This window comes from Bradyrhizobium pachyrhizi (genome assembly GCF_029714545.1).
Classification (GTDB): domain Bacteria; phylum Pseudomonadota; class Alphaproteobacteria; order Rhizobiales; family Xanthobacteraceae; genus Bradyrhizobium; species Bradyrhizobium pachyrhizi.
In genome coordinates this window covers 5,065,680-5,084,925 of sequence record NZ_CP121667.1, presented here as the reverse complement: position 1 = coordinate 5,084,925, position 19,246 = coordinate 5,065,680, and the positions used below count along the sequence as shown (strand labels likewise).

At 64.6% G+C, this 19,246-nt stretch carries 19 protein-coding genes; 15 read left to right on the top strand and 4 right to left on the bottom strand.

The window, feature by feature from the left end; translation table 11 throughout:
* Positions 1-15 precede the first annotated feature (15 nt).
* The 3 genes from QA639_RS23875 to QA639_RS23865 all read right to left on the bottom strand — a co-directional run bounded on the left by QA639_RS23875 (position 16) and on the right by QA639_RS23865 (position 2,688).
* Positions 16-840, bottom strand: coding sequence for a class I SAM-dependent methyltransferase (locus QA639_RS23875; RefSeq protein WP_283087517.1), 825 nt, complete (start codon positions 838-840; stop codon positions 16-18).
* A gap of 92 nt (positions 841-932) precedes the next feature.
* Complete coding sequence (locus QA639_RS23870) at positions 933-1,733, bottom strand: SDR family NAD(P)-dependent oxidoreductase (RefSeq protein ID WP_283087516.1); 801 nt, start codon at positions 1,731-1,733, stop codon at positions 933-935.
* 61 nt (positions 1,734-1,794) lie between these two features.
* The gene (locus QA639_RS23865; RefSeq protein WP_283087515.1) at positions 1,795-2,688 is read right to left on the bottom strand and encodes an NAD(P)/FAD-dependent oxidoreductase; all 894 of its coding nucleotides are present in this window, start codon (positions 2,686-2,688) and stop codon (positions 1,795-1,797) included.
* A 113-nt stretch (positions 2,689-2,801) separates the two neighbouring features.
* On the opposite strand from QA639_RS23865, the gene QA639_RS23860 reads away from it, so the two are divergent.
* From QA639_RS23860 to fabZ, 12 genes are all read left to right on the top strand, one after another.
* Positions 2,802-3,485, top strand: a complete 684-nt coding sequence (locus tag QA639_RS23860) for a TetR/AcrR family transcriptional regulator (RefSeq protein ID WP_028334003.1) — start codon at positions 2,802-2,804, stop codon at positions 3,483-3,485.
* 519 nt (positions 3,486-4,004) lie between these two features.
* Entirely contained in the window at positions 4,005-4,997 is a 993-nt protein-coding gene (locus QA639_RS23855; protein WP_028334004.1) for a 30S ribosomal protein S2, read from the top strand.
* A 127-nt stretch (positions 4,998-5,124) separates the two neighbouring features.
* Entirely contained in the window at positions 5,125-6,048 is a 924-nt protein-coding gene (gene tsf, locus QA639_RS23850) for a translation elongation factor Ts (protein WP_283087514.1), read from the top strand.
* A 71-nt stretch (positions 6,049-6,119) separates the two neighbouring features.
* Complete coding sequence (gene pyrH, locus QA639_RS23845; protein ID WP_028334006.1) at positions 6,120-6,836, top strand: UMP kinase; 717 nt, start codon at positions 6,120-6,122, stop codon at positions 6,834-6,836.
* A gap of 53 nt (positions 6,837-6,889) precedes the next feature.
* A complete protein-coding gene (gene frr, locus QA639_RS23840; RefSeq protein WP_028334007.1) occupies positions 6,890-7,453 on the top strand; it encodes a ribosome recycling factor in 564 nt (187 codons plus the stop codon).
* A 21-nt stretch (positions 7,454-7,474) separates the two neighbouring features.
* The gene (locus tag QA639_RS23835; RefSeq protein WP_283087513.1) at positions 7,475-8,233 is read left to right on the top strand and encodes an isoprenyl transferase; all 759 of its coding nucleotides are present in this window, start codon (positions 7,475-7,477) and stop codon (positions 8,231-8,233) included.
* On the top strand, positions 8,230-9,078 hold the full coding sequence (locus QA639_RS23830; protein ID WP_283087512.1) for a phosphatidate cytidylyltransferase: 849 nt from the start codon (positions 8,230-8,232) through the stop codon (positions 9,076-9,078). Before QA639_RS23835 ends, QA639_RS23830 begins: the two co-directional genes overlap by 4 nt.
* Before the next feature lie 4 nt (positions 9,079-9,082).
* A complete protein-coding gene (gene dxr, locus QA639_RS23825) occupies positions 9,083-10,309 on the top strand; it encodes a 1-deoxy-D-xylulose-5-phosphate reductoisomerase (RefSeq protein ID WP_157341145.1) in 1,227 nt (408 codons plus the stop codon).
* Positions 10,310-10,352: 43 nt separating this feature from the next.
* Positions 10,353-11,504 (top strand): RIP metalloprotease RseP, encoded by a 1,152-nt coding sequence (gene rseP, locus QA639_RS23820; RefSeq protein ID WP_283087511.1) that lies wholly within the window; start codon positions 10,353-10,355, stop codon positions 11,502-11,504.
* Between the two features lie 175 nt (positions 11,505-11,679).
* Complete coding sequence (gene bamA / locus QA639_RS23815; protein WP_028334012.1) at positions 11,680-14,220, top strand: outer membrane protein assembly factor BamA; 2,541 nt, start codon at positions 11,680-11,682, stop codon at positions 14,218-14,220.
* A 32-nt stretch (positions 14,221-14,252) separates the two neighbouring features.
* Positions 14,253-15,314: a UDP-3-O-(3-hydroxymyristoyl)glucosamine N-acyltransferase gene (gene lpxD, locus QA639_RS23810; protein WP_028334013.1), complete on the top strand. Its 1,062-nt coding sequence runs from the start codon at positions 14,253-14,255 to the stop codon at positions 15,312-15,314.
* Entirely contained in the window at positions 15,314-15,772 is a 459-nt protein-coding gene (gene fabZ, locus QA639_RS23805; RefSeq protein ID WP_016841580.1) for a 3-hydroxyacyl-ACP dehydratase FabZ, read from the top strand. Before lpxD ends, fabZ begins: the two co-directional genes overlap by 1 nt.
* A 72-nt stretch (positions 15,773-15,844) precedes the next feature.
* Here the strand turns inward: fabZ and QA639_RS23800 are convergent, their stop codons facing one another.
* The gene (locus tag QA639_RS23800) at positions 15,845-16,168 is read right to left on the bottom strand and encodes a KTSC domain-containing protein (protein WP_050384864.1); all 324 of its coding nucleotides are present in this window, start codon (positions 16,166-16,168) and stop codon (positions 15,845-15,847) included.
* Positions 16,169-16,315: 147 nt separating this feature from the next.
* Here QA639_RS23800 and lpxA point away from each other — a divergent pair, with 147 nt between their 5' ends.
* Genes lpxA through lpxB form a run of 3 tightly spaced genes read left to right on the top strand, consistent with a single transcriptional unit; the run spans position 16,316 to position 19,165 of the window.
* Positions 16,316-17,110, top strand: a complete 795-nt coding sequence (gene lpxA, locus QA639_RS23795; RefSeq protein WP_028334015.1) for an acyl-ACP--UDP-N-acetylglucosamine O-acyltransferase — start codon at positions 16,316-16,318, stop codon at positions 17,108-17,110.
* 19 nt (positions 17,111-17,129) lie between these two features.
* The gene (locus tag QA639_RS23790; RefSeq protein WP_283087510.1) at positions 17,130-17,987 is read left to right on the top strand and encodes an LpxI family protein; all 858 of its coding nucleotides are present in this window, start codon (positions 17,130-17,132) and stop codon (positions 17,985-17,987) included.
* Positions 17,987-19,165, top strand: coding sequence for a lipid-A-disaccharide synthase (gene lpxB / locus QA639_RS23785; protein WP_283087509.1), 1,179 nt, complete (start codon positions 17,987-17,989; stop codon positions 19,163-19,165). The genes QA639_RS23790 and lpxB overlap by 1 nt, the downstream gene beginning before the upstream one ends.
* Positions 19,166-19,246 lie beyond the last annotated feature (81 nt).

Here is a 19,246-nt window from a genome sequence, read left to right as displayed (position 1 = left end):
TCCCCTGTTAATGCCTCAGCTTGCGGGATTGCGCGCCGTGACGATCCACGTCGCGCTATCGATCATCACCGACTGCTCGCCGGGGCGGCCCGCGAAGGCGGCACGAACCGCGGCCGAGGCGCGGGCGCGGATGTCGTCGGGCTGATCAACGAGCGCGCGCGACAGCGGGCCGACCTCCAACGTCATCTTCACCGCGTCGTCGATCGCCGCGTCCCGCGTCGCGCCCTCGCCAAGCGGGACGGAAGCATCGAAGGGCGCGATAGCGATATCAGTGAAGCCGGCCACCGTCAGGATCCGAGCCACCCGCCCCCGGTCGCCGAACGAGAATGGACCGGGCGCTTCGGGATCGGGCGGCGCCGTCGGCGGGACGATGCCCTTGATCGCGTCCATCGGCAGGCGCATCCAATCGTTCTCGGCCACGCCGCGCCAGCAGACGAAAGCGACCCGCCCGCCCGGCTTGAGCGCACGGCGCATATGGGCGAACGCCTTTGTCGGATCGGCGAAGAACATCACTCCGAAACGCGAGAACAGGATGTCGAACGCGCCCTCGGGCAGCACGGCGCCGCTGGCGTCGGCCACCCGGAACAGGACCTGCGTATCCTGTGGCGCACGCGCGCGCGCTCGGCTGATCAGCGGTTCGGATATGTCCACGCCCAGCACTTTGCCCCCCGCGCCGCAGCCGACGTCCAGCACGCGCTCGGCCGCCGCCGGCGCGGCGGCTTCGATCGCGGCCTGGCCGAACACCTCCAGCCTGGCGTCGAGCCGGGCCTGGTGGGCGATCCAGCGCTCCCCGCTTTGGCCATTCCAGCCGGCGACCCGATCGGCATTGTGCTGTGCCATGACATATCCTTGCTCTAATTGGTTCTTAACTAGGCTGTCTGATGCCAGAGGCCCCGCTTGTTCGATGAGCCCACACGCCAGCGCTCCAGAAGTTAAGCGTCCATAATTCTTTTCATCGTGGCCCGTTGCATTGAACGCGGCGTCAGGCGATTTGAGAAGGCAGCCATCTTGTTGGCCAGGCCCGGGATCGCCATAGCCTTTCGTTGCAAGAGCGCCCGAATTCCGGTCTCGGCGACCGGACGCGGCTGCATGGTGAGGAGCCGCAGCAAGGCCGACGTGGTTGCGCCGGCTGCCGCATCGAAACCCGTCGCGGTGTGTCCCGGGCAGAGAGTGGTGACGACGACACCGTGCGGGCGGAGCTCTTCATACAGGGCCTCGCCAAGGGCGAGTACATACGCCTTGGTCGCCGCATAGGCCGCGTAGCTGGGAACGGCTTGAAAGGCCAAGAGGCTGGCGACGAGAAGGATATGTCCAGACCGCCGCTTGGCCATATCGCGGCCGAAGAGATTGGTAAGCTCTGTGAGCGTCGTGATGTTGAGCTGGATCATGTCTGTCGTGCGCTCGATCGGCGTGTCCAACAAAGCGCCGTGCAAGCCGTATCCGGCATTGTTCAGCAAGATGTCGATCGTCACCGACCTCGCATCGAGACTGCTTTTCAAGCGGCTGGCCGCGCCTGGCGCGGCAAGATCGATCGCCTCGACCAGCACATCCACCCCGTATTTGCGGCGCAGATCGGCGGCAAGCTTTTCCATCGACTCCTGCCGTCGGGCCGCCAATACGAGATTGACTTTCTGCGCAGCCAGCAGATCTGCAAATTCAAGGCCGAGGCCACTCGACGCCCCGGTGATCAGAGCCCATTTTCCGGCGAAGCTGTTCATTGGTTCTTTCGACATCTTTCTCTTCCTCAACTCCAATTTGATGGCGAGCGGCAACCGGAGAAGGGAATCTGCGCTCTCAAACCACCATCGACTGCTGGGCGAAGATACCCGCCATCGCACCCTGCGATGATGCCTGGGTGACCGAGGGCAAGAAGGGCGTGGTGAGGTCGCCGGCGGCGTAGATGCCAGGCGTGCTGGTTTGGCGGCGCTCGTCGACCTTGAGGACGATGCCGGCGGGCGTAGCCACGGTGGCAAGGCCCAGCGATTCATGCAGGCTTGCGGACGGCTTGTTGCGAGGACTGGCGAACAGGATGTCGACCGCGACATTGCGGCCGGTATCGACATTGACGGTGGTGATATGGCCCTCGTGATGGGCGATCTCGATGATCCGGCCAACGACGGCAGGTACGCTGCGGCGCGCCAGATCGGCCTGGACATCGGGCGGAATGTCGTGACCATCAGCGAAGAGCGTCAACCTGTCGGTCCAATCGTGGAACAGCCTGACCTGATTGTGCGACTGCGGGCCGGACCAGACGAGGCCCCAATGCTGGCCGGCGACTTCAAAGCCGTCGCAATACGGGCAGGGCACGATGGACGTGCCCCAGGTTTCGGCGTAGCCCGGAACATCAGGCATCTGGTCGGCGACGCCATAGCTCAGGATCAGACGACGCGCCCGAAAGCTTTCGCCATCGGAAGTGAGGACGTTGAAATCGTCGATGGCACCCGAGACGCTTTCGGCACGGGCACTGACCAGCTTGATCGTGGGATAACGCGCCAGCTGCCGTCGCGCCTCGGCCAGGATGTCCAGCGGCGGCTTGTGATCGTGCCCGAGCAGGCCGTGCGAGTGGCCGGCGAAGCGGTTGCGCGGCAGGCTGGTATCGAGAACGGTGACCTTGCGGCGGGCACGGCCGAGCTGCAGGGCGCCGGCGAGACCGGCAAAGCTGCCGCCGATGATGATGACGTCATCCATGTTCGGGCTCCGTTTGGAGGACAGGTTGGAACCTACCCATTGGCTTGCATATTTCAGAAACTCCATGGTATCGTAATTCAAGAATTAAGATACTGTCAAGTACTGGAATTTCCGTGACCGAAAACAGCCAGGGCCGGCGCGGTCGGCCTACCAACGAGGCGCTTGGCCAAACGATCGTCGACGCCGCGCGCGAACTCTTTGTGGAGTTGGGTTTTCAAGCGACGACATTGGACAAGGTCGCCCAGCGGGCGAAGATATCCAAGCTCAGCATCTATCGGCACTTCGAGAACAAGGAGGCGCTGTTCAGCGCGGCCATGGCGGCCGGCTGCCATCAGTTGTTTGCACCACAGGCCCTTCTTGAAGGCGTCGACGGTTCGGTCGAAGATCAGCTCATGGCGGTGGGATCATCCCTGCTTCGCACGCTGTTGAGGCCGGACGTCCGCAGTGTTGAAGACATGATCATGGCGGACAAGACGAATCAAAAGTCGTTAAGCAAGCTCCATTACGAAGCGCGCCCCGCCCATGTCATCGCCCAAATCGAGGCCCTGTTGCGTCAGTTGCACGCGAAGGCGGTTCTGAACGTGCCCGATCCTCTCCGGTCCGCCCGCTTGTTTGCTGCGCTTTTCAAAGGATCCGATCTCCTGATGATCGCACGCTTCGATGAGGCGAGAGCAGAGGACGACAACGAAATCGAGTCCTATTGCCGGTCGGCCGTCGCGATGTTCATCGCCGCGCACGGTGGCAACGACAACGTGGGCGGATATTTGCCTGCCCGAAGGTCGAAAGACAAAATTTGAATCGTGCGTGACCGCGTCGGCCAGCAGGTCAAGGCAGGCCTCATCCCTTCGGCTTCCGAGGCTTCACCGCGGCGTTGAAGGCGAACTCGGCGGCAGCCTCAGTCGCCTTCTGCATGAAGGCCTCTCACATGCGATCGCCTGGAACATGCAAAAGGCCTTGCCCGCGCGCGGCGCGCGATTTCGGAATATTGGAAATGTAGCCGTGATTTGCCCGGCGGGTCAAGCGGCTTGTCCAGCCCCCGGTCGCCGGCTTGCTCCTTTGCATGGGGTTGTTTTTCGATATTTTGGCCGCGCCGACCTGGGATAGCTCCTGGGCCGCCAAACAGGGCCGTTTCGGCACGATTTGGGCCCATCCAGCCGGTGTAACCGGCCGTATTTCCTTGCTTCTCGCGCAAATCGCGCTATATAGCGCGCCATCTCACACGGAAACATGGCTCTCAAGGCCGTCCGGTGGCAACCGGGCCATTCAGGCGCGTTTGCTCACACGTTTCCGGAGGAACCAACCGGAGAATTATCACTATGTCGCTACCCGATTTTTCTATGCGCCAGTTGCTTGAAGCTGGCGTTCACTTTGGCCACCAGGCCCACCGCTGGAATCCGAAGATGCAGGATTACATCTTCGGCGCCCGCAACAACATCCACATCATCGACCTCGCGCAGACCGTGCCGATGTTGCACCGTGCCCTGCAGGCGGTCAGCGATACCGTCGCCAAGGGCGGCCGCATCCTGTTCGTCGGCACCAAACGCTCGGCCCAGGACGGCGTTGCCGACGCTGCCAAGCGTTCGGCCCAGTACTTCGTCAACTCGCGCTGGCTCGGCGGCACGCTGACCAACTGGAAGACGATCTCGGCCTCGATCAAGCGTCTGCGTCATCTCGACGACGTGCTGTCGTCGGGCGAAGCCAACTCCTACACCAAGAAGGAGCGGCTGACACTGCAGCGCGAGCGCGACAAGCTCGACCGTTCGCTCGGCGGCATCAAGGATATGGGCGGCCTTCCCGACATGATCTTTGTGATCGACACCAACAAGGAAGACATCGCGATCCAGGAAGCCCAGCGGCTCAACATCCCGGTCGCGGCGATCGTCGACACCAATTCGGACCCGAAGGGCATCACCTATGTGGTGCCGGGCAATGACGACGCCGGCCGCGCGATCTCGCTGTATTGCGATCTCGTGGCGCGCGCCGCCATCGATGGCATCTCGCGCGCTCAGGGCGAGTCCGGAATCGACATCGGTGCGTCGGCGACGCCCGTGCAGGAAGACCTTCCGGCGGCTGCGCCGTCCGGCTTCCAGGGCCTTGCCGGCCCGCGCGGCACCGCCGACAACCTCAAGAAGCTCACCGGCGTGTCCGGTGCGATCGAGAAGAAGCTCAACGACCTCGGCATCTTCCACTACTGGCAGCTCGCCGAGCTCGATCACGACACCGCGCACAAGATCGGCGAAGAAGTCGGTCTGCCGAGCCGTGCCGATGCCTGGGTCGCCCAGGCCAAGACGCTCGCCGAAGCGGAATAAAAGTTACGCGGCGTGGCCGGGTCTCGCCCGGCCGCCGCTTCTATTCCACGAACAACGATTTCCCTGTCGCAGACGGCGGCGCCATCGGGCGCCGCGGTTTCTGTACAGGCAAGAAGGGCATTGAACGATGGCAACGATCACAGCAGCGATGGTCAAGGAGCTCCGCGAGTCGACTGGCGCGGGCATGATGGATTGCAAGGCGGCGCTGACCGAGAACAACGGCGACATGCAGGAAGCGCAGGATTGGCTGCGCAAGAAGGGCCTCTCCAAGGCCGCCAAGAAGGCCGGCCGCGTCGCCGCCGAGGGCCTGATCGGCGCGCTGACCTCCGGCACCAAGGGCGTGCTGGTCGAGGTCAACTCGGAGACCGACTTTGTTGCGCGCAACGAGCAGTTCCAGGGCCTGGTCAAGATGATCGCCCAGGTCGCGCTGCACAACGGCGCTGACGTCGAGAAGATCAAGGCGGCCAAGGTCGGCGACGTCACCGTCGAGACCGCGATCTCCGACGCGATCGCGACCATCGGCGAGAACATGACGCTGCGCCGCGCCGCTTCGCTCGAGGTGAGCAAGGGCGTGGTGTCGAGCTATGTCCACAACGCGGTCGTCGAGGGCGCCGGCAAGATCGGCGTGATCGTGGCGCTGGAGTCCACCGGCAAGGCCGACGAGCTCGCGGTGCTCGGCCGCCAGCTCGCGATGCACGTGGCGGCGGCCAAACCGCTGGCGCTCGACCCGGCCGGGCTCGATCCGGAGACGGTCAAGCGCGAGAAGGACGTGCTGTCCGACAAGTACCGCCAGCAGGGCAAGCCGGAGAACGTCATCGAGAAGATCGTCGATTCCGGCCTGAAGACTTACTACAAGGAGGTCTGCCTGCTCGATCAGGCCTTCATCCACGATAGCGGCAAGTCGGTTGCCCAGGCGGTGAAGGAAGCTGAGGGTAAGGTCGGCGGGCCGATCAAAATCGCTGGCTTTGTGAACTATGCTCTCGGTGAGGGAATCGAGAAGCAGGAAAGCGACTTCGCCGCCGAAGTCGCGGCCGCCAGCGGCAAGAAGTAACCGCTGACACCAAGGCGTCCGGCGCTCTGCGCCGGAAGCCTGCCTGCGCGGAATAAGAAAGCGATCGCATCATGGCTGAGCCGATCTATCGTCGCGTGGTGATCAAGCTGTCCGGCGAATATCTGGCCGGCTCCCACGGGTTCGGTATCGATCAACCGACGGTCGATCGCATCGCCGACGACCTGATCGCGGCCCGCAAGCTCGGCATCGAGGTCGCCGTCGTGATCGGCGGCGGCAACATCGTCCGCGGCGTCGAGGTGTCCTCGCGCGGCGTCTCCCGGCCGACCGGCGATACCATGGGCATGCTTGCCACCATGATGAACTGCCTCGCGCTGGAGGCGGCGATCGAGCGCAAGGGAACCCCGGCGCGGACCTTGTCGGCATTCGTGATGCCGGAGATTTCCGAGCTGTTCACCCGTAGTGCAACGCACAAATATCTCGCCGAGGGACGCATCGTCCTGCTCGGCGGTGGAACCGGCAACCCGTTCTTCACGACCGACACCACCGCCGTGCTCCGCGCGGCCGAAATCGGTGCTCAGGCGGTGCTGAAGGCCACCAATGTCGATGGCGTCTACAGCGCCGATCCGAAGAAGGACCCCAAAGCCAAGCGCTTCGACCGCCTGACCCATTCGCAGGCGATCGAGGGCGGCTACAAGGTCATGGACGCGACCGCTTTCGCACTTGCCCGCGAGACGTCGCTGCCTATCATCGTGTTCTCTATCGCGGAGCCCGGTTCGATCGGTGCGATTCTGCGCGGTACCGGACACGGCACCGTCGTCGCCGGCTGATTGCCGCGCCTCCGGGCGTCGACAGCCGGTTTCTAGTGAAAGGGAGAAACGTCATGGCCGCAGCTGGTTTTGACATCAACGACGTGAAGCGCCGCATGCAGGGCGCCACGCAATCGCTCAAGCACGAGCTCGGCGGCCTGCGCACCGGCCGCGCCGCGGCGTCCATGCTGGAGCCGGTCCAGGTCGAGGCTTACGGCTCGCATATGCCGCTCAACCAGGTTGCCACCATCAGCGTGCCCGAGCCGCGCCTGCTCTCGGTGCAGGTCTGGGACAAGACGATGGTCAAGGCCGTGGAGAAGGCAATCGTCGACTCCAACCTCGGCCTTTCGCCGGCGACCGAAGGACAGGTGCTGCGCTTGCGAATTCCCGAACTCAACGAGGAGCGCCGCAAGGAGCTCGTCAAGGTCGCGCATAAATACGCGGAAGCGGCCAAGGTCGCGGTACGCCACGTGCGCCGCGACGGCCTCGACGTGATCAAGAAGCTCGAGAAGAATCACGAGATCTCCGAGGACGATCAGGAGCGCCTGTCGAACGAGGTCCAGAAGGCGACCGACGGCGTGATCGCCGAAGTCGATCAGCTGCTTGCCGCCAAGGAAAAGGAAATCCTGACGGTCTGAAGGCGCTACGGGAACGAGCCGATGTCGAACGCCGCCGCCCCAGCAACCGACGGACCGGATCGCTCCGGCAGTCCGTTGCATGTGGCCATCATCATGGACGGCAACGGGCGCTGGGCAGCTTCGCGCGGCTTGCCGCGCGTCGAGGGCCATCGCCGCGGCGTCGAAGCGCTGCGCCGCGTGGTGCGTGCGGCCCATGAACTCGGCATCGTCTATCTCACCATTTTTTCCTTCAGCTCGGAAAACTGGTCGCGGCCCGCGAGCGAGATCGGCGATCTGTTCGGCCTTTTGCGCCGCTTCATCCGCAACGATCTGGCGACGCTGCATCGTGACGGGGTGCGGGTGCGCGTGATCGGCGAGCGTGACGGGCTTGACGCCGACATCTGCGCGCTGCTCAACGAGGCCGAGGAGCTGACGAAGAACAACGTCAAGCTCAGCCTTGTGGTCGCCTTCAATTATGGCTCGCGGGCGGAGATCGCCGCCGCGGCGCGGCGCCTTGCGCGCGAGGTCGCCGAAGGCACGCGCGACGCCAACTCCATCGATGCCGACACGCTCGGGCAATATCTCGATGCGCCCGACATTCCGGATCCGGATCTGATTATCCGCACCAGCGGCGAGCAGCGTCTGTCCAACTTCCTGATGTGGCAGGCCGCCTATAGCGAACTCGTGTTCGTGCCGATTCACTGGCCGGATTTCGACAAGGCGGCGCTCGAAGGCGCGATTGCGGAATACGGCAAGCGTGAGCGCCGGTTCGGCGGGCTCGCTGCGAAAACCGGATCGTGACCGACGACGAAGCCGCGCCGGCGGCCGCAAGCGAGCACGGTTCGCGCAATCTCGTGATGCGCGTGGCGGCTGCGCTGGTGCTGGCGCCGGTTGCGATCGCGCTGGCCTATATGGGCGGCGTCGCCTGGTCGCTCCTCGTGACATTGGCGGCGGCCGGATTGTTCGCGGAATGGCTTGTTGTCACCGGACTCGGACGCGAGTTCCGTATCGTGGTGCCCGGCGTGGTCGCGTTGCTGCTCGCCGGACTGTGCCTGATGGCCGGCCGTATCGATGCGGCCCTGATCGTGCTCGCCGTCGGTGCGGTTGTTGTGGCACTGACGTCCGGCGCGCGGCGCAACTGGGCCATTGCGGGATTGCTCTATGCGGCAGCGGCCGAGATCGCATCGGTCCTGCTGCGCCTCGACACGGCGAAGGGTTTTGCCGCGCTGATGTTCGTGTTGCTGATCGTGTGGGTCACCGATATCGGCGGCTACTTCGCGGGCCGCAGCATCGGGGGGCCGAAGCTCTGGATGCGGGTCAGCCCGAAGAAGACGTGGGCGGGTGCGGTTGGCGGCTTCGTGGCGAGTTTGCTGGTCGCTGCCGGCTTTGCCGCCTTTGAGATCGGCTCGACCGGTCCGCTCTTGATGCTCGGCGCCGTGTTGTCGGTGGTCTCGCAACTTGGCGATCTCTTCGAATCCGCGGTGAAGCGGCGGTTCGGTGTGAAGGATTCGAGTCACATCATTCCCGGTCATGGCGGCCTGCTGGACCGCCTGGACGGATTTGTCGCGGCCGTCATTGTGGCGGCGATTTTCGGCTTTCTCCGTGGTGGCGCCGATGGCGTCGGGCGCGGTCTTATGGTTTGGTGATGAGATGAGCGCAGTTCCGTTGCGTAACAACAAGGCCGCGGCGGCATCCGCCGCGCGGACCGTAACCGTCCTCGGTGCCACCGGCTCGATCGGCGACAGCACCATGGATCTGCTGCGTGGCGCGCGCGACCGCTACCGGGTCGAGGCGCTGACCGCGAACAGCAATGTCGAGGGCCTCGCCAAGCTGGCGAAGGAATTCAGCGCGCGGTTCGCCGCCATTGCCGATTCGGCGAAGCTTTCGGAGTTGAAGGACGCGCTGACCGGAACCCGGATCGAATGCGGGGCCGGGGAGAGCGCGATCATTGAGGCGGCCGCGCGGCCTGCCGATTGGGTGATGGCTGCGGTCAGCGGGGCGGCCGGGCTGAAGCCCGCGCTTGCCGCGGTCGATCGTGGCGCCACCGTCGCGCTGGCCAACAAGGAATGTTTGGTCTGCGCCGGCGATATCTTCATGGAGCGGGCCAAGAAGGCCGGCGCCTGCATTCTGCCGGCGGACTCCGAGCACAATGCGCTGTTCCAGGCGCTGGCCTCCGGCAATCGCGAGGAACTGACGAGGGTGATCATCACCGCGTCCGGCGGGCCGTTCCGGACCTGGGCGCCCGCCGACATCGAGCAGGCGACGCTGGAACAGGCGCTGAAACATCCCAATTGGAGCATGGGGCAGAAGATCACGATCGATTCCGCGTCGATGATGAACAAGGGTCTCGAGGTGATCGAGGCGTCCTATCTGTTCGCTCTGACGCCCGATGAAATCGACGTGCTGGTGCACCCGCAGTCGATCATCCACGGCATGGTCGAGTTCTCCGATCGCTCGGTGGTCGCCCAACTCGGCACGCCCGATATGCGGATCCCGATCGCGCATTGCCTCGGCTGGCCCGACCGCGTCGTCGGCCCGTCCGCCAAGCTCGACCTCGCCAAGATCGGACAGCTCACCTTCGAGGCGCCGGACTTTGAACGCTTCCCGGGGCTGCGGCTGGCATACGAGGCGCTACGGATGGGGCACGGCGCGACGACGGTCTACAACGCCGCGAACGAGATCGCGGTCGCCGCGTTTATCGCCGGCAAGATCAAGTTCGGCGCGATCGCCCGGCTGGTCGAGGCGACGATGAACGATTGGATCAAGTCAGGGAATCAGCCACCACTGCACTCGGCGGATGATGCGATTTCCGTTGACCATATCGCGCGAAATAAAGCTGCCGCCCTATTGCCTCAAATTGCCTTAAAGGCAACCTAGAGGGTTGGGGGCGGAGCCTTTGGCTCTTGTCGAGGGAAATCGAATGCCCGAGTATTTCATTCATAGTATCAATGCGTTGAGTCATGGGCTTCTCGGTACCATCGTTCCCTTCCTCTTCGTCCTGACCATTGTCGTCTTCTTCCATGAGCTCGGCCACTTCCTGGTCGCGCGCTGGGCCGGCGTGAAGGTGCTGACGTTCTCGCTGGGTTTCGGGCCGGAGCTGGCCGGCTTCAACGACCGGCATGGCACGCGCTGGAAGATCTCGGCGATTCCGCTCGGCGGCTACGTCAAATTCTTCGGCGACGACAGCGAGGCTTCGACGCCGTCCACCGAGACGCTCGCCGCCATGACGGCGGAAGAGCGTGAAGGCAGCTTCCATCACAAATCGGTCGGAAAGCGCACCGCCATCGTCGCAGCCGGCCCGGTGGCGAACTTCATCCTCGGCGCCCTGATTTTCGCGGGCATGGCGCTCTACTACGGCAAGCCGAGCACGATTGCCCGGGTCGACGGCCTAGTGGCCGAAAGCGTCGCCGCGAACGCCGGCTTCAAGGTCGGCGATGTCGTCGTGGATATCGACGGCAGCGCGATCCAGAGCTTCGCCGACATGCAGCGGATTGTAGCTTCGAATGCTGGTTCAGAGCTTGGGTTCAAGGTGAAGCGCGATGGCGCGATCGTCGCGCTCACGGCGACGCCGGCGCTCAGAGAGGTCAAGGACCCCTTCGGCAATGCCCACCGAATCGGCGTGCTCGGAATCGAGCACAAGGCTCAGGTCGGCGAAGCGACCAGCGCCTCGGTCGGCGTGCTGGAGGCCCTGAAGATCGGCGTCGAGCAGGTTTGGTACATCATTTCCAGCACGTTCAAGTTCCTGGGGTCGCTGTTCGTTGGGACCGGCAATCCGGCTGAGGTGAGCGGCGTCATTGGAATCGCGAAGCTGTCGGGGCAGGCCGCGAGCGCCGGGTTCCAGTTCGTGATCAACCTTTGCGCCATCCTGTCGGTCTCGATCGGCCTGCTGAACCTGTTTCCGATCCCGCTTTTGGATGGCGGACACCTGCTTTTCTACAGCGCGGAGGCACTGCGGGGACGCCCGCTGTCGGAGCGGACGCAGGAGGTGGGTTTCCGAATCGGGCTGGGTCTGGTCCTGATGCTGATGGTGTTTGCGACGTATAACGACATCCTCAGGATCGCCGGGTCCTGAAACGGGCTTTTTTGTGGCGTTGCCAATGGGCAACGTCTTGGAACGAAAATGGAAATGTTCAGCTCTAGTAAGTTTGCCCCCTTGGCAAATTTGGTTACAAGCTGAGCGGCAGGTTGGGAATCTGTCGGGTCGTTGGGGAACGATCTGGCATCGTTAAGATAAGGGCGCGTTGCGCATGATGTTTGGAATGCGAGTGAGGGGGGGGCTGTTCGCCGCCTTGGTCATGTTCGCCGCGCCGGTGGTTGCCACCTTGGCGACCGTAGCTGTGTCTGTGCCCGCGTCGGCGCAGACCGTGGATTCGATCACGGTGGAGGGGAACCGCCGTGTCGAGCTTGAAACCATCCGCTCCTACTTCCATCCTGGACCGGGCGGTCGGCTGGGCCAGGCCCAGATCGACGACGGTCTGAAGGCGCTGATCGAGACCGGCCTGTTTCAGGACGTCCATATCGATCAGCGGGGCGGGCGCCTCGTCGTAGTCGTGGTCGAGAACCCGGTGATCGGCCGCGTTGCCTTCGAGGGCAACAAGAAGATCAAGGACGAGCAGCTCACCGCTGAAGTGCAGTCCAAGCCGCGCGGCACGTTCTCGCGCCCGATGGTCCAGTCGGACGCCCTGCGCATCGCCGAAATCTACCGTCGGTCCGGCCGCTATGACGTGCGGGTCAATCCGCAGATCATCGAGCAGCCGAACAACCGCGTCGACCTGATCTTCGAGGTCAATGAAGGCGTGAAGACCGGCGTCCGGTCGATCGAGTTCATCGGCAACAGCGCCTATTCGGCGTCCCGTCTGCGCGACGTTATCAAGACCCGCGAATCGAACATTCTGAGCTTCCTCGGCGGCAACGACGTCTACGATCCCGACCGGGTCGAGGCCGACCGTGACCTGCTGCGTCGCTTCTACCTCAAGAACGGCTATGCCGACGTCCAGGTCGTGGCCGCGCTGACCGAATACGATCCCGACAAGAAGGGCTTCCTGGTTACCTTCAAGATCGAGGAAGGCCAGCAGTACCGCGTCGCGTCCGTCAACTATACGTCGTCGATCGCAACGCTCGACCCGAACGCGCTGCGCACCTACTCGCGCGTCAACGTCGGCTCGCTCTACAACGCCGAGGCGCTGGAGAAGTCGGTCGAGGAGATGCAGATCGAGGCATCGCGCCGCGGCTACGCCTTCGCCGTGGTCCGGCCGCGCGGCGATCGCAACTTCGACAATCACACGGTGTCGATCACCTTCGCGATCGACGAAGGTCCGCGCACCTATATCGAGCGTATCAACATCCGCGGCAACAGCCGTACCCGCGACTACGTGATCCGCCGTGAGTTCGATATCTCGGAAGGCGACGCCTACAACCGGGCGCTGGTCGACCGTGCCGAGCGCCGGCTGAAGAACCTCGACTTCTTCAAGACGGTGAAGATCACCACCGAGCCGGGCTCCTCCAGCGATCGCGTCATCCTGATCGTCGATCTCGAGGAAAAGTCGACCGGCGACTTCTCGGTGTCGGGCGGCTACTCGACGACCGACGGCGCGCTGGCCGAAGTCAGCGTCTCTGAGCGCAACCTGCTCGGCCGTGGCCTGTTCGCGAAGGCGTCGGTGACCTACGGCCAGTATGCCCGCGGCTACTCGCTGTCGTTCGTCGAGCCCTATCTGCTCGACTACCGCGTCGCGCTCGGCCTCGACCTCTATCAGCGCCAGCAGCTGTCCAACAGCTACATCGCGTACGGCACCAAGACACTGGGCTTCAGCCCGCGGCTCGGCTTCAGCCTGCGGGAAGATCTCTCGCTGCAGCTGCGCTACTCGATTTATCAGCAGGAAATCACCCTGCCGTCGACGCTGAACAACTGTAACAACGTGCCGTTCCTGCCGGATGGAACGCCCAATCCCGCGTTCAATCCGAGCCCGGCCTATGCGAACCTGAACGGGATCAGCCTGGTGTCGACCAATGGTCTCGGCTGCTTCTTTGACGGTGAAGCCTCGCTGCCGGTCCGCAAGGAGCTGGCGGGCGGCAAGACCCTCACGTCGGCGCTGGGCTACACGCTCAACTACAACACGCTCGACAACAACAAGAACCCGACCGACGGTCTGATCGTCGACTTCAAGCAGGACTTCGCCGGTGTTGGCGGTGACGTCAGCTACATCAAGACCGCGATCGACGCGAAGTACTACACCCCGCTGGTCTCCGACATCGTCGGCGTGATCCACGCCCAGGGCGGCATCCTGAACAAGCTCGGGACCTCGGATCTGCGCATGCTCGATCACTTCCAGATGGGCCCGAACCTGGTCCGCGGCTTCGCGCCGAACGGTATCGGTCCGCGCGACATCAACCCGTACGGCACCATGGACGCCATCGGCGGCACCAAGTACTGGGGCGTGTCGGCGGAACTGCAGATGCCGTTCTGGTTCCTGCCGAAGGAAGTCGGGCTCAAGGGCGCGGTCTATGCCGACGCCGGCGGCCTGTACGACTACCAGGGCCCGACCTCGTGGGCGGCGACCGGCGAAGTCAACGTGCCTGGCTGTGTCAGGCCGACGAACAATCCGCCGTCTCCGGGTACGTGCCTTGGCCTGAGCTACGACGACAGCAAGGTTGTCCGTACCTCGGTCGGTGTCGGCCTGATCTGGCAGTCACCGTTCGGCCCGCTGCGCTTCGACTACGCGGTGCCGCTGACCAAGGGTGCGTTCGACCGCACGCAAGAATTCCGGTTTGGCGGCGGTACGACGTTCTAAGACCGATTGCCGACCGGACTGCGACGGATGGAATGGCGCAGCCGATCTTCTTCAAGAGTCCTCCTTCGTCATCGCTGGCTGAAATAGCCGCGCTGACGAAGGCGCAACTGGTCGACCCCGAAAGGGGTGCGCTTCAGATCAGGGGGCTGGCCTCGCTCGACGAGGCCGGTCCGATGCATCTCGCCTTTTTCGACAATCTGAAATACGCCGACCAGCTTGCCGCGACCAAGGCCGGGGCGTGTCTGGTCAGCCCGCGCTTCGAGGCACAAGTGCCGAAGGGCACCGCCGTGCTGCGGGCGGCGAAGCCGTTCCAGGTGTTCGTCGAGCTCGCCCGTGAATGGCACGCCGATGCCCTGCGGCCGCAATCCTGGTTCGACACCGAGGGCATCGCGCCGTCGGCGATCATCGATCCCACCGCGCGCCTGGAGGACGGCGTCATCGTCGATCCGCTGGTCGTGATCGGTCCGCGGGTCGAGATCGGCTCTGGCACCATCATCGGCGCCGGCGCGGTGATCGGGGCCGACGTCAAGATCGGCCGCGACTGCAATGTCGGCGCCAAGACCACCATCCAGTTCGCGCTGATCGGCAACAACGTCCTGATCCATCCCGGCTGCAATATCGGCCAGGACGGCTACGGCTTCATCTTCTTCGGGCCGGCCGGCCACGTGAAGGTGCCGCAGACCGGCCGCGTGGTGATCCAGAACAATGTCGAGGTCGGCGCAGCCTCGACCATCGACCGCGGTTCCCTGCGCGACACCGTGATCGGCGAGGGCACCAAAATCGACAACCAGGTCCAGATCGGCCACAATGTGACGATCGGCCGGCACTGCCTGCTGGCAGCCCAGATCGGGCTCGCCGGCAGCCTGACCATCGGCGACAATGTCGCGCTCGGCGCCAAGGTGGGCATCAACAACCACCTGAAGATCGGCGACGGCGCCCAGGTGACGGCAATGAGCGCGGTCAAGGACGACATCCCGGCTAACGGTCGGTGGGGCGGGCATTTCGCCAAGCCGACCAGGCAGTGGTTCAGGGAGATTCTCGCGGTGGAGCGCCTGGTGCGCGACAACGAAGCCAAAGGCAAGGAACAGGAGTGATGGAGGAGGCACCGGTCAAATTCGAGCTCGTGGATATCAACGATATCCTGAAGACGCTTCCGCATCGCTTTCCGATGTTGCTGATCGACCGTGTGATCAAGATCCGCACCGACTACAGCGGCATCGGCATCAAGAACGTCACCTTCAACGAGCCGCCGTTCCAGGGCCACTTCCCGGACCGCCCGGTCTACCCCGGCGTGATGATGATCGAGGCGATGGCCCAGACCGCCGGCGTCATCGGCATCAAGTCGGTCGAGGGCACCGAGAAGCCGCGCGCGGTGTATTTCCTCACCATCGACAAGTGCAAGTTCAGGAAGCCGGTGATGCCCGGCGACACCATCGAGTATCACATGCGCTCGCTCGGCCGGCGCAAGACGATGTGGTGGTTTCACGGCGATGCCAAGGTCAACGGCCAGGTCGTCGCCGAGGCCGATGTCGGTGCGATGCTGACGGATTAGAGCGTTTTCGAGCGAAGTGGATTCCGGTTCGCGTGAAGAAAACGCGTCAAGAAAACCCTGGCCGCGCCGAGCTCATGACGTTGTGCAGGTGTAGCGGCCGTCCGCGCCCGCGATCCGCAGGACGCGATTGAGGAACACGCCCATCGACGGCGCGTTCATCAGCGCATCGTAGGTTTCGGCAGGGACGCCGCAATAGTGCTGGTAGCTGCCTCTGACCGCGACCAGCAGCGTGCGCTGATTCGTGCTGTAGCAGACCCGCTGGACGATCGTGCTGCGGTTGATATCGCGGCATTCGAAGCTCGAGAGATCGACCGCCGTGCTGTGGCCGAGATCGACCGTCTCCGGGCCGATTGGCGCAGAGAGCAGGCTGAGGATCAGCGCGGCGGCCCGGACCATGGATCGGTTGCGACCTTCTCTTGCAACAGGCCGTCATCATACGTCACTGGACAGGGCGGGCAAAGTCGCGCTAACGACCGCCCCAATCGACAGCCTGGCGCCTCGATAGCACCTTGGCGCCATTAACGAATTCCGGACCGAAACTTCATGAGCATGATCGACCCGACTGCGCGGATTGCCGATGGCGCTGTGATCGGGGCCGGCACCGAGATCGGTCCGTACTGCATCGTCGGCCCCAATGTCGTGCTCGGTGAGAACTGCAAGCTGATCGCGCATGTCACGATCAGCGGGCATACCAGGATCGGCGCCGGCTGCATCATCTCCCCGTTCGCGGCGCTCGGCGGGCCGCCGCAGGATCTCAGCTATCGCGGCGAGCCGACCCGCCTCGAAGTCGGCGAAGCCTGCACGATCCGCGAGGGCGTGACGATGAATGTCGGCACGGTCAAGGGCGGCGGGCTCACGCGCGTCGGCGATCGCGGCTTCTTCATGAACAACAGCCATGTCGGCCATGACTGCATGGTCGGCAATGGCGTGATCTTCGCGACGTCGGCGACGCTCGGCGGCCACTGCGAGATCGGCGACTTCGTCTACATCGGGGGCCTGTCGGCTGTGCACCAGTTCACCCGCGTCGGCTCGCAGGTGATGATCGGTGGCGTTTGCGGCGTCCGCGGCGACATCATCCCCTTCGGCCTCGCCAACGGTCAGTACGCGGTTCTCGAAGGACTCAACATCATCGGCATGCGGCGCCGCCAGTTCACCAAGGCGCGGCTGGCGACGGTGCGCGCGTTCTATCAAAAGCTGTTCCACGGTCCCGGCATCTTCGCCGAGCGGCTGGCTTCGGTGCAGCCGCTGGCGGGCGAGGATCCCGCGATTGCGGAAATCCTGGCCTTCATCGAGGGCGGCAAGCTGCGCCCGCTCTGCCTTCCCGCCGATACCAATTGAGCAGGGGATGGCCGCCAGCATGACGTCAGCGGCTCCCTCGCTTTCCTCGCCGGTCGGCGTCATCGCCGGCGGCGGCGCCATGCCGTTCGCGGTCGCCGACTCCCTGGTTGCGCGCGGCATCACGCCGGTGCTGTTCGCGCTGCGCGGCGCCTGCGATCCGGCGCGGGCGCAGCGGTTTCGTCACCGCTGGATCTCGGTCGGCCAGCTCGGGCGGGCGACCCGGCTGTTCCGCGACGAAGGCTGTCGCGATCTGATCTTCATCGGCACTCTGGTGCGGCCCGCGCTGTCGGAGATCCGGCTCGACTGGGGCACGCTGCGCCTGCTCGGCCACGTCGTGCGCGCATTTCGCGGCGGCGACGATCATTTACTGTCGAGCGTCGGCCGCATCCTCGAGCAGCAGGGCTTTCGCATGGTCGGGATCAAGGATGTCGCGCCCGATCTGTTGATGCCGGAGGGCGCCGTGACGCGCGCGGCGCCCGACAGCACGGCGCTCGCCGATATCGCCCGCGGACGCGGCGTGCTCGACGCGCTCGGCCCGTTCGACATCGGTCAGGCGGCCGTGGTGATCGACGGTCATGTAGTGGCGGTCGAGGATATCGAGGGCACCGACGGGCTGCTCGCGCGCGTCGGGCGGCTGCGCGCCGAGGGCCGCATTCGCGCCAAGGCCGGCCGCGGCGTGCTGGTGAAGGCGCCGAAGAGCCGGCAGGATCTGCGCTTCGATCTGCCAACCATCGGCCCGCGGACGGTCGAGGGCGCGGCAGCAGCCGGTATCGCCGGCATCGCCGTGATCGCCGGCAACACGCTGGCCGCCGAGCCGCAGGCCCTGGTCGAGGCCGCCGACGCCAGGGGGCTGTTTGTCATCGGGCTGGCGGGCTGATGCAGGTGCGCAGCCCCAGCACCGCTCGCAAGATCTTCCTCATCGCGACCGAGGAATCCGGCGACCGCCTCGGCGCGGCGTTGATGCAGGTGCTGCGCCAACGGCTCGGCGATGCCGTGCAGTTTTCCGGCGTCGGCGGCCGGGCGATGACTGCTCAGGGAATCGCCCCGCTGTTTCCGATCGAAGAGCTCTCGATCATGGGCTTTGCCGCCGTCGTGAAGCAGTTGCCGAAAATCCTGCGATTGATCCGGCGCACGGCCGATGCCGTGCTCGCCGACGCGCCTGACATGCTCGTCATTATCGACAGCCCCGATTTCACCCACCGCGTCGCCCGTCGCGTCCGCGCCCGCAACCCGAACATTCCGATCGTCGATTACGTGTCGCCGTCGGTCTGGGCCTGGCGGCCGGGCAGGGCGCGCGCGATGCGGGGCTATGTCGATCATGTGCTTGCGCTGCTGCCGTTCGAGCCGGAGGAATATCGCAAGCTGCAGGGTCCGCCGTGCAGCTATGTCGGCCATCCCCTGACCGAGCAGCTCGCCTCGCTGCGGCCGAACGAGGACGAGCAGAAGCGGCGCGATGCGCAGCCTCCGGTGCTGCTGGTATTGCCCGGAAGCCGGCGCAGCGAGATCAGGCATCATCTCGCACTGTTCGGCACGGCGCTCGGCCAGCTCAACAAGCAAACGCCGTTCGAGCTTGTGCTTCCCACCATGCCGCATCTCGAGGCGATGGTGCGCGAGGGTGTCGCGTCGTGGCCCGTCGCGCCGCGGCTCGCGATCGGCGAGACCGAGAAGCGCGCCGCGTTCCGTGTCGCCCGCGCTGCGCTCGCGAAGTCGGGCACGGTGACGCTGGAGCTCGCGCTGTCGGGGATTCCCATGGTGACGGCCTATCGCGTCGGCGCCGCCGAGGCGTTCATCCTGCGCCGCGCGATCCGGGTGTCCTCGGTGATCCTCGCCAATCTCGTGATCGGCAGTGATATCATTCCCGAGTTCCTGCAGGAGGATTGCACGCCGGACAAGCTCGCGGCGGCGCTGGGCGACGTGCTTGCAGATTCGCCCGATCGTCTGCGGCAGCTCGTGGGGTTCGCGACGATGGACGGGAAGATGTCGACCGGCGACCAGCCGCCGAGCGTCCGTGCCGCCGACATCGTGCTGGCGGAGATGGGGCGCCGTTCGACCTAGCCAATCGGTGGTGTCCGCGTTCAGTGGCGACATCCCGCCGCAACGATCCCGCTTGCGCTGAATATTTAGACCGTACTAATA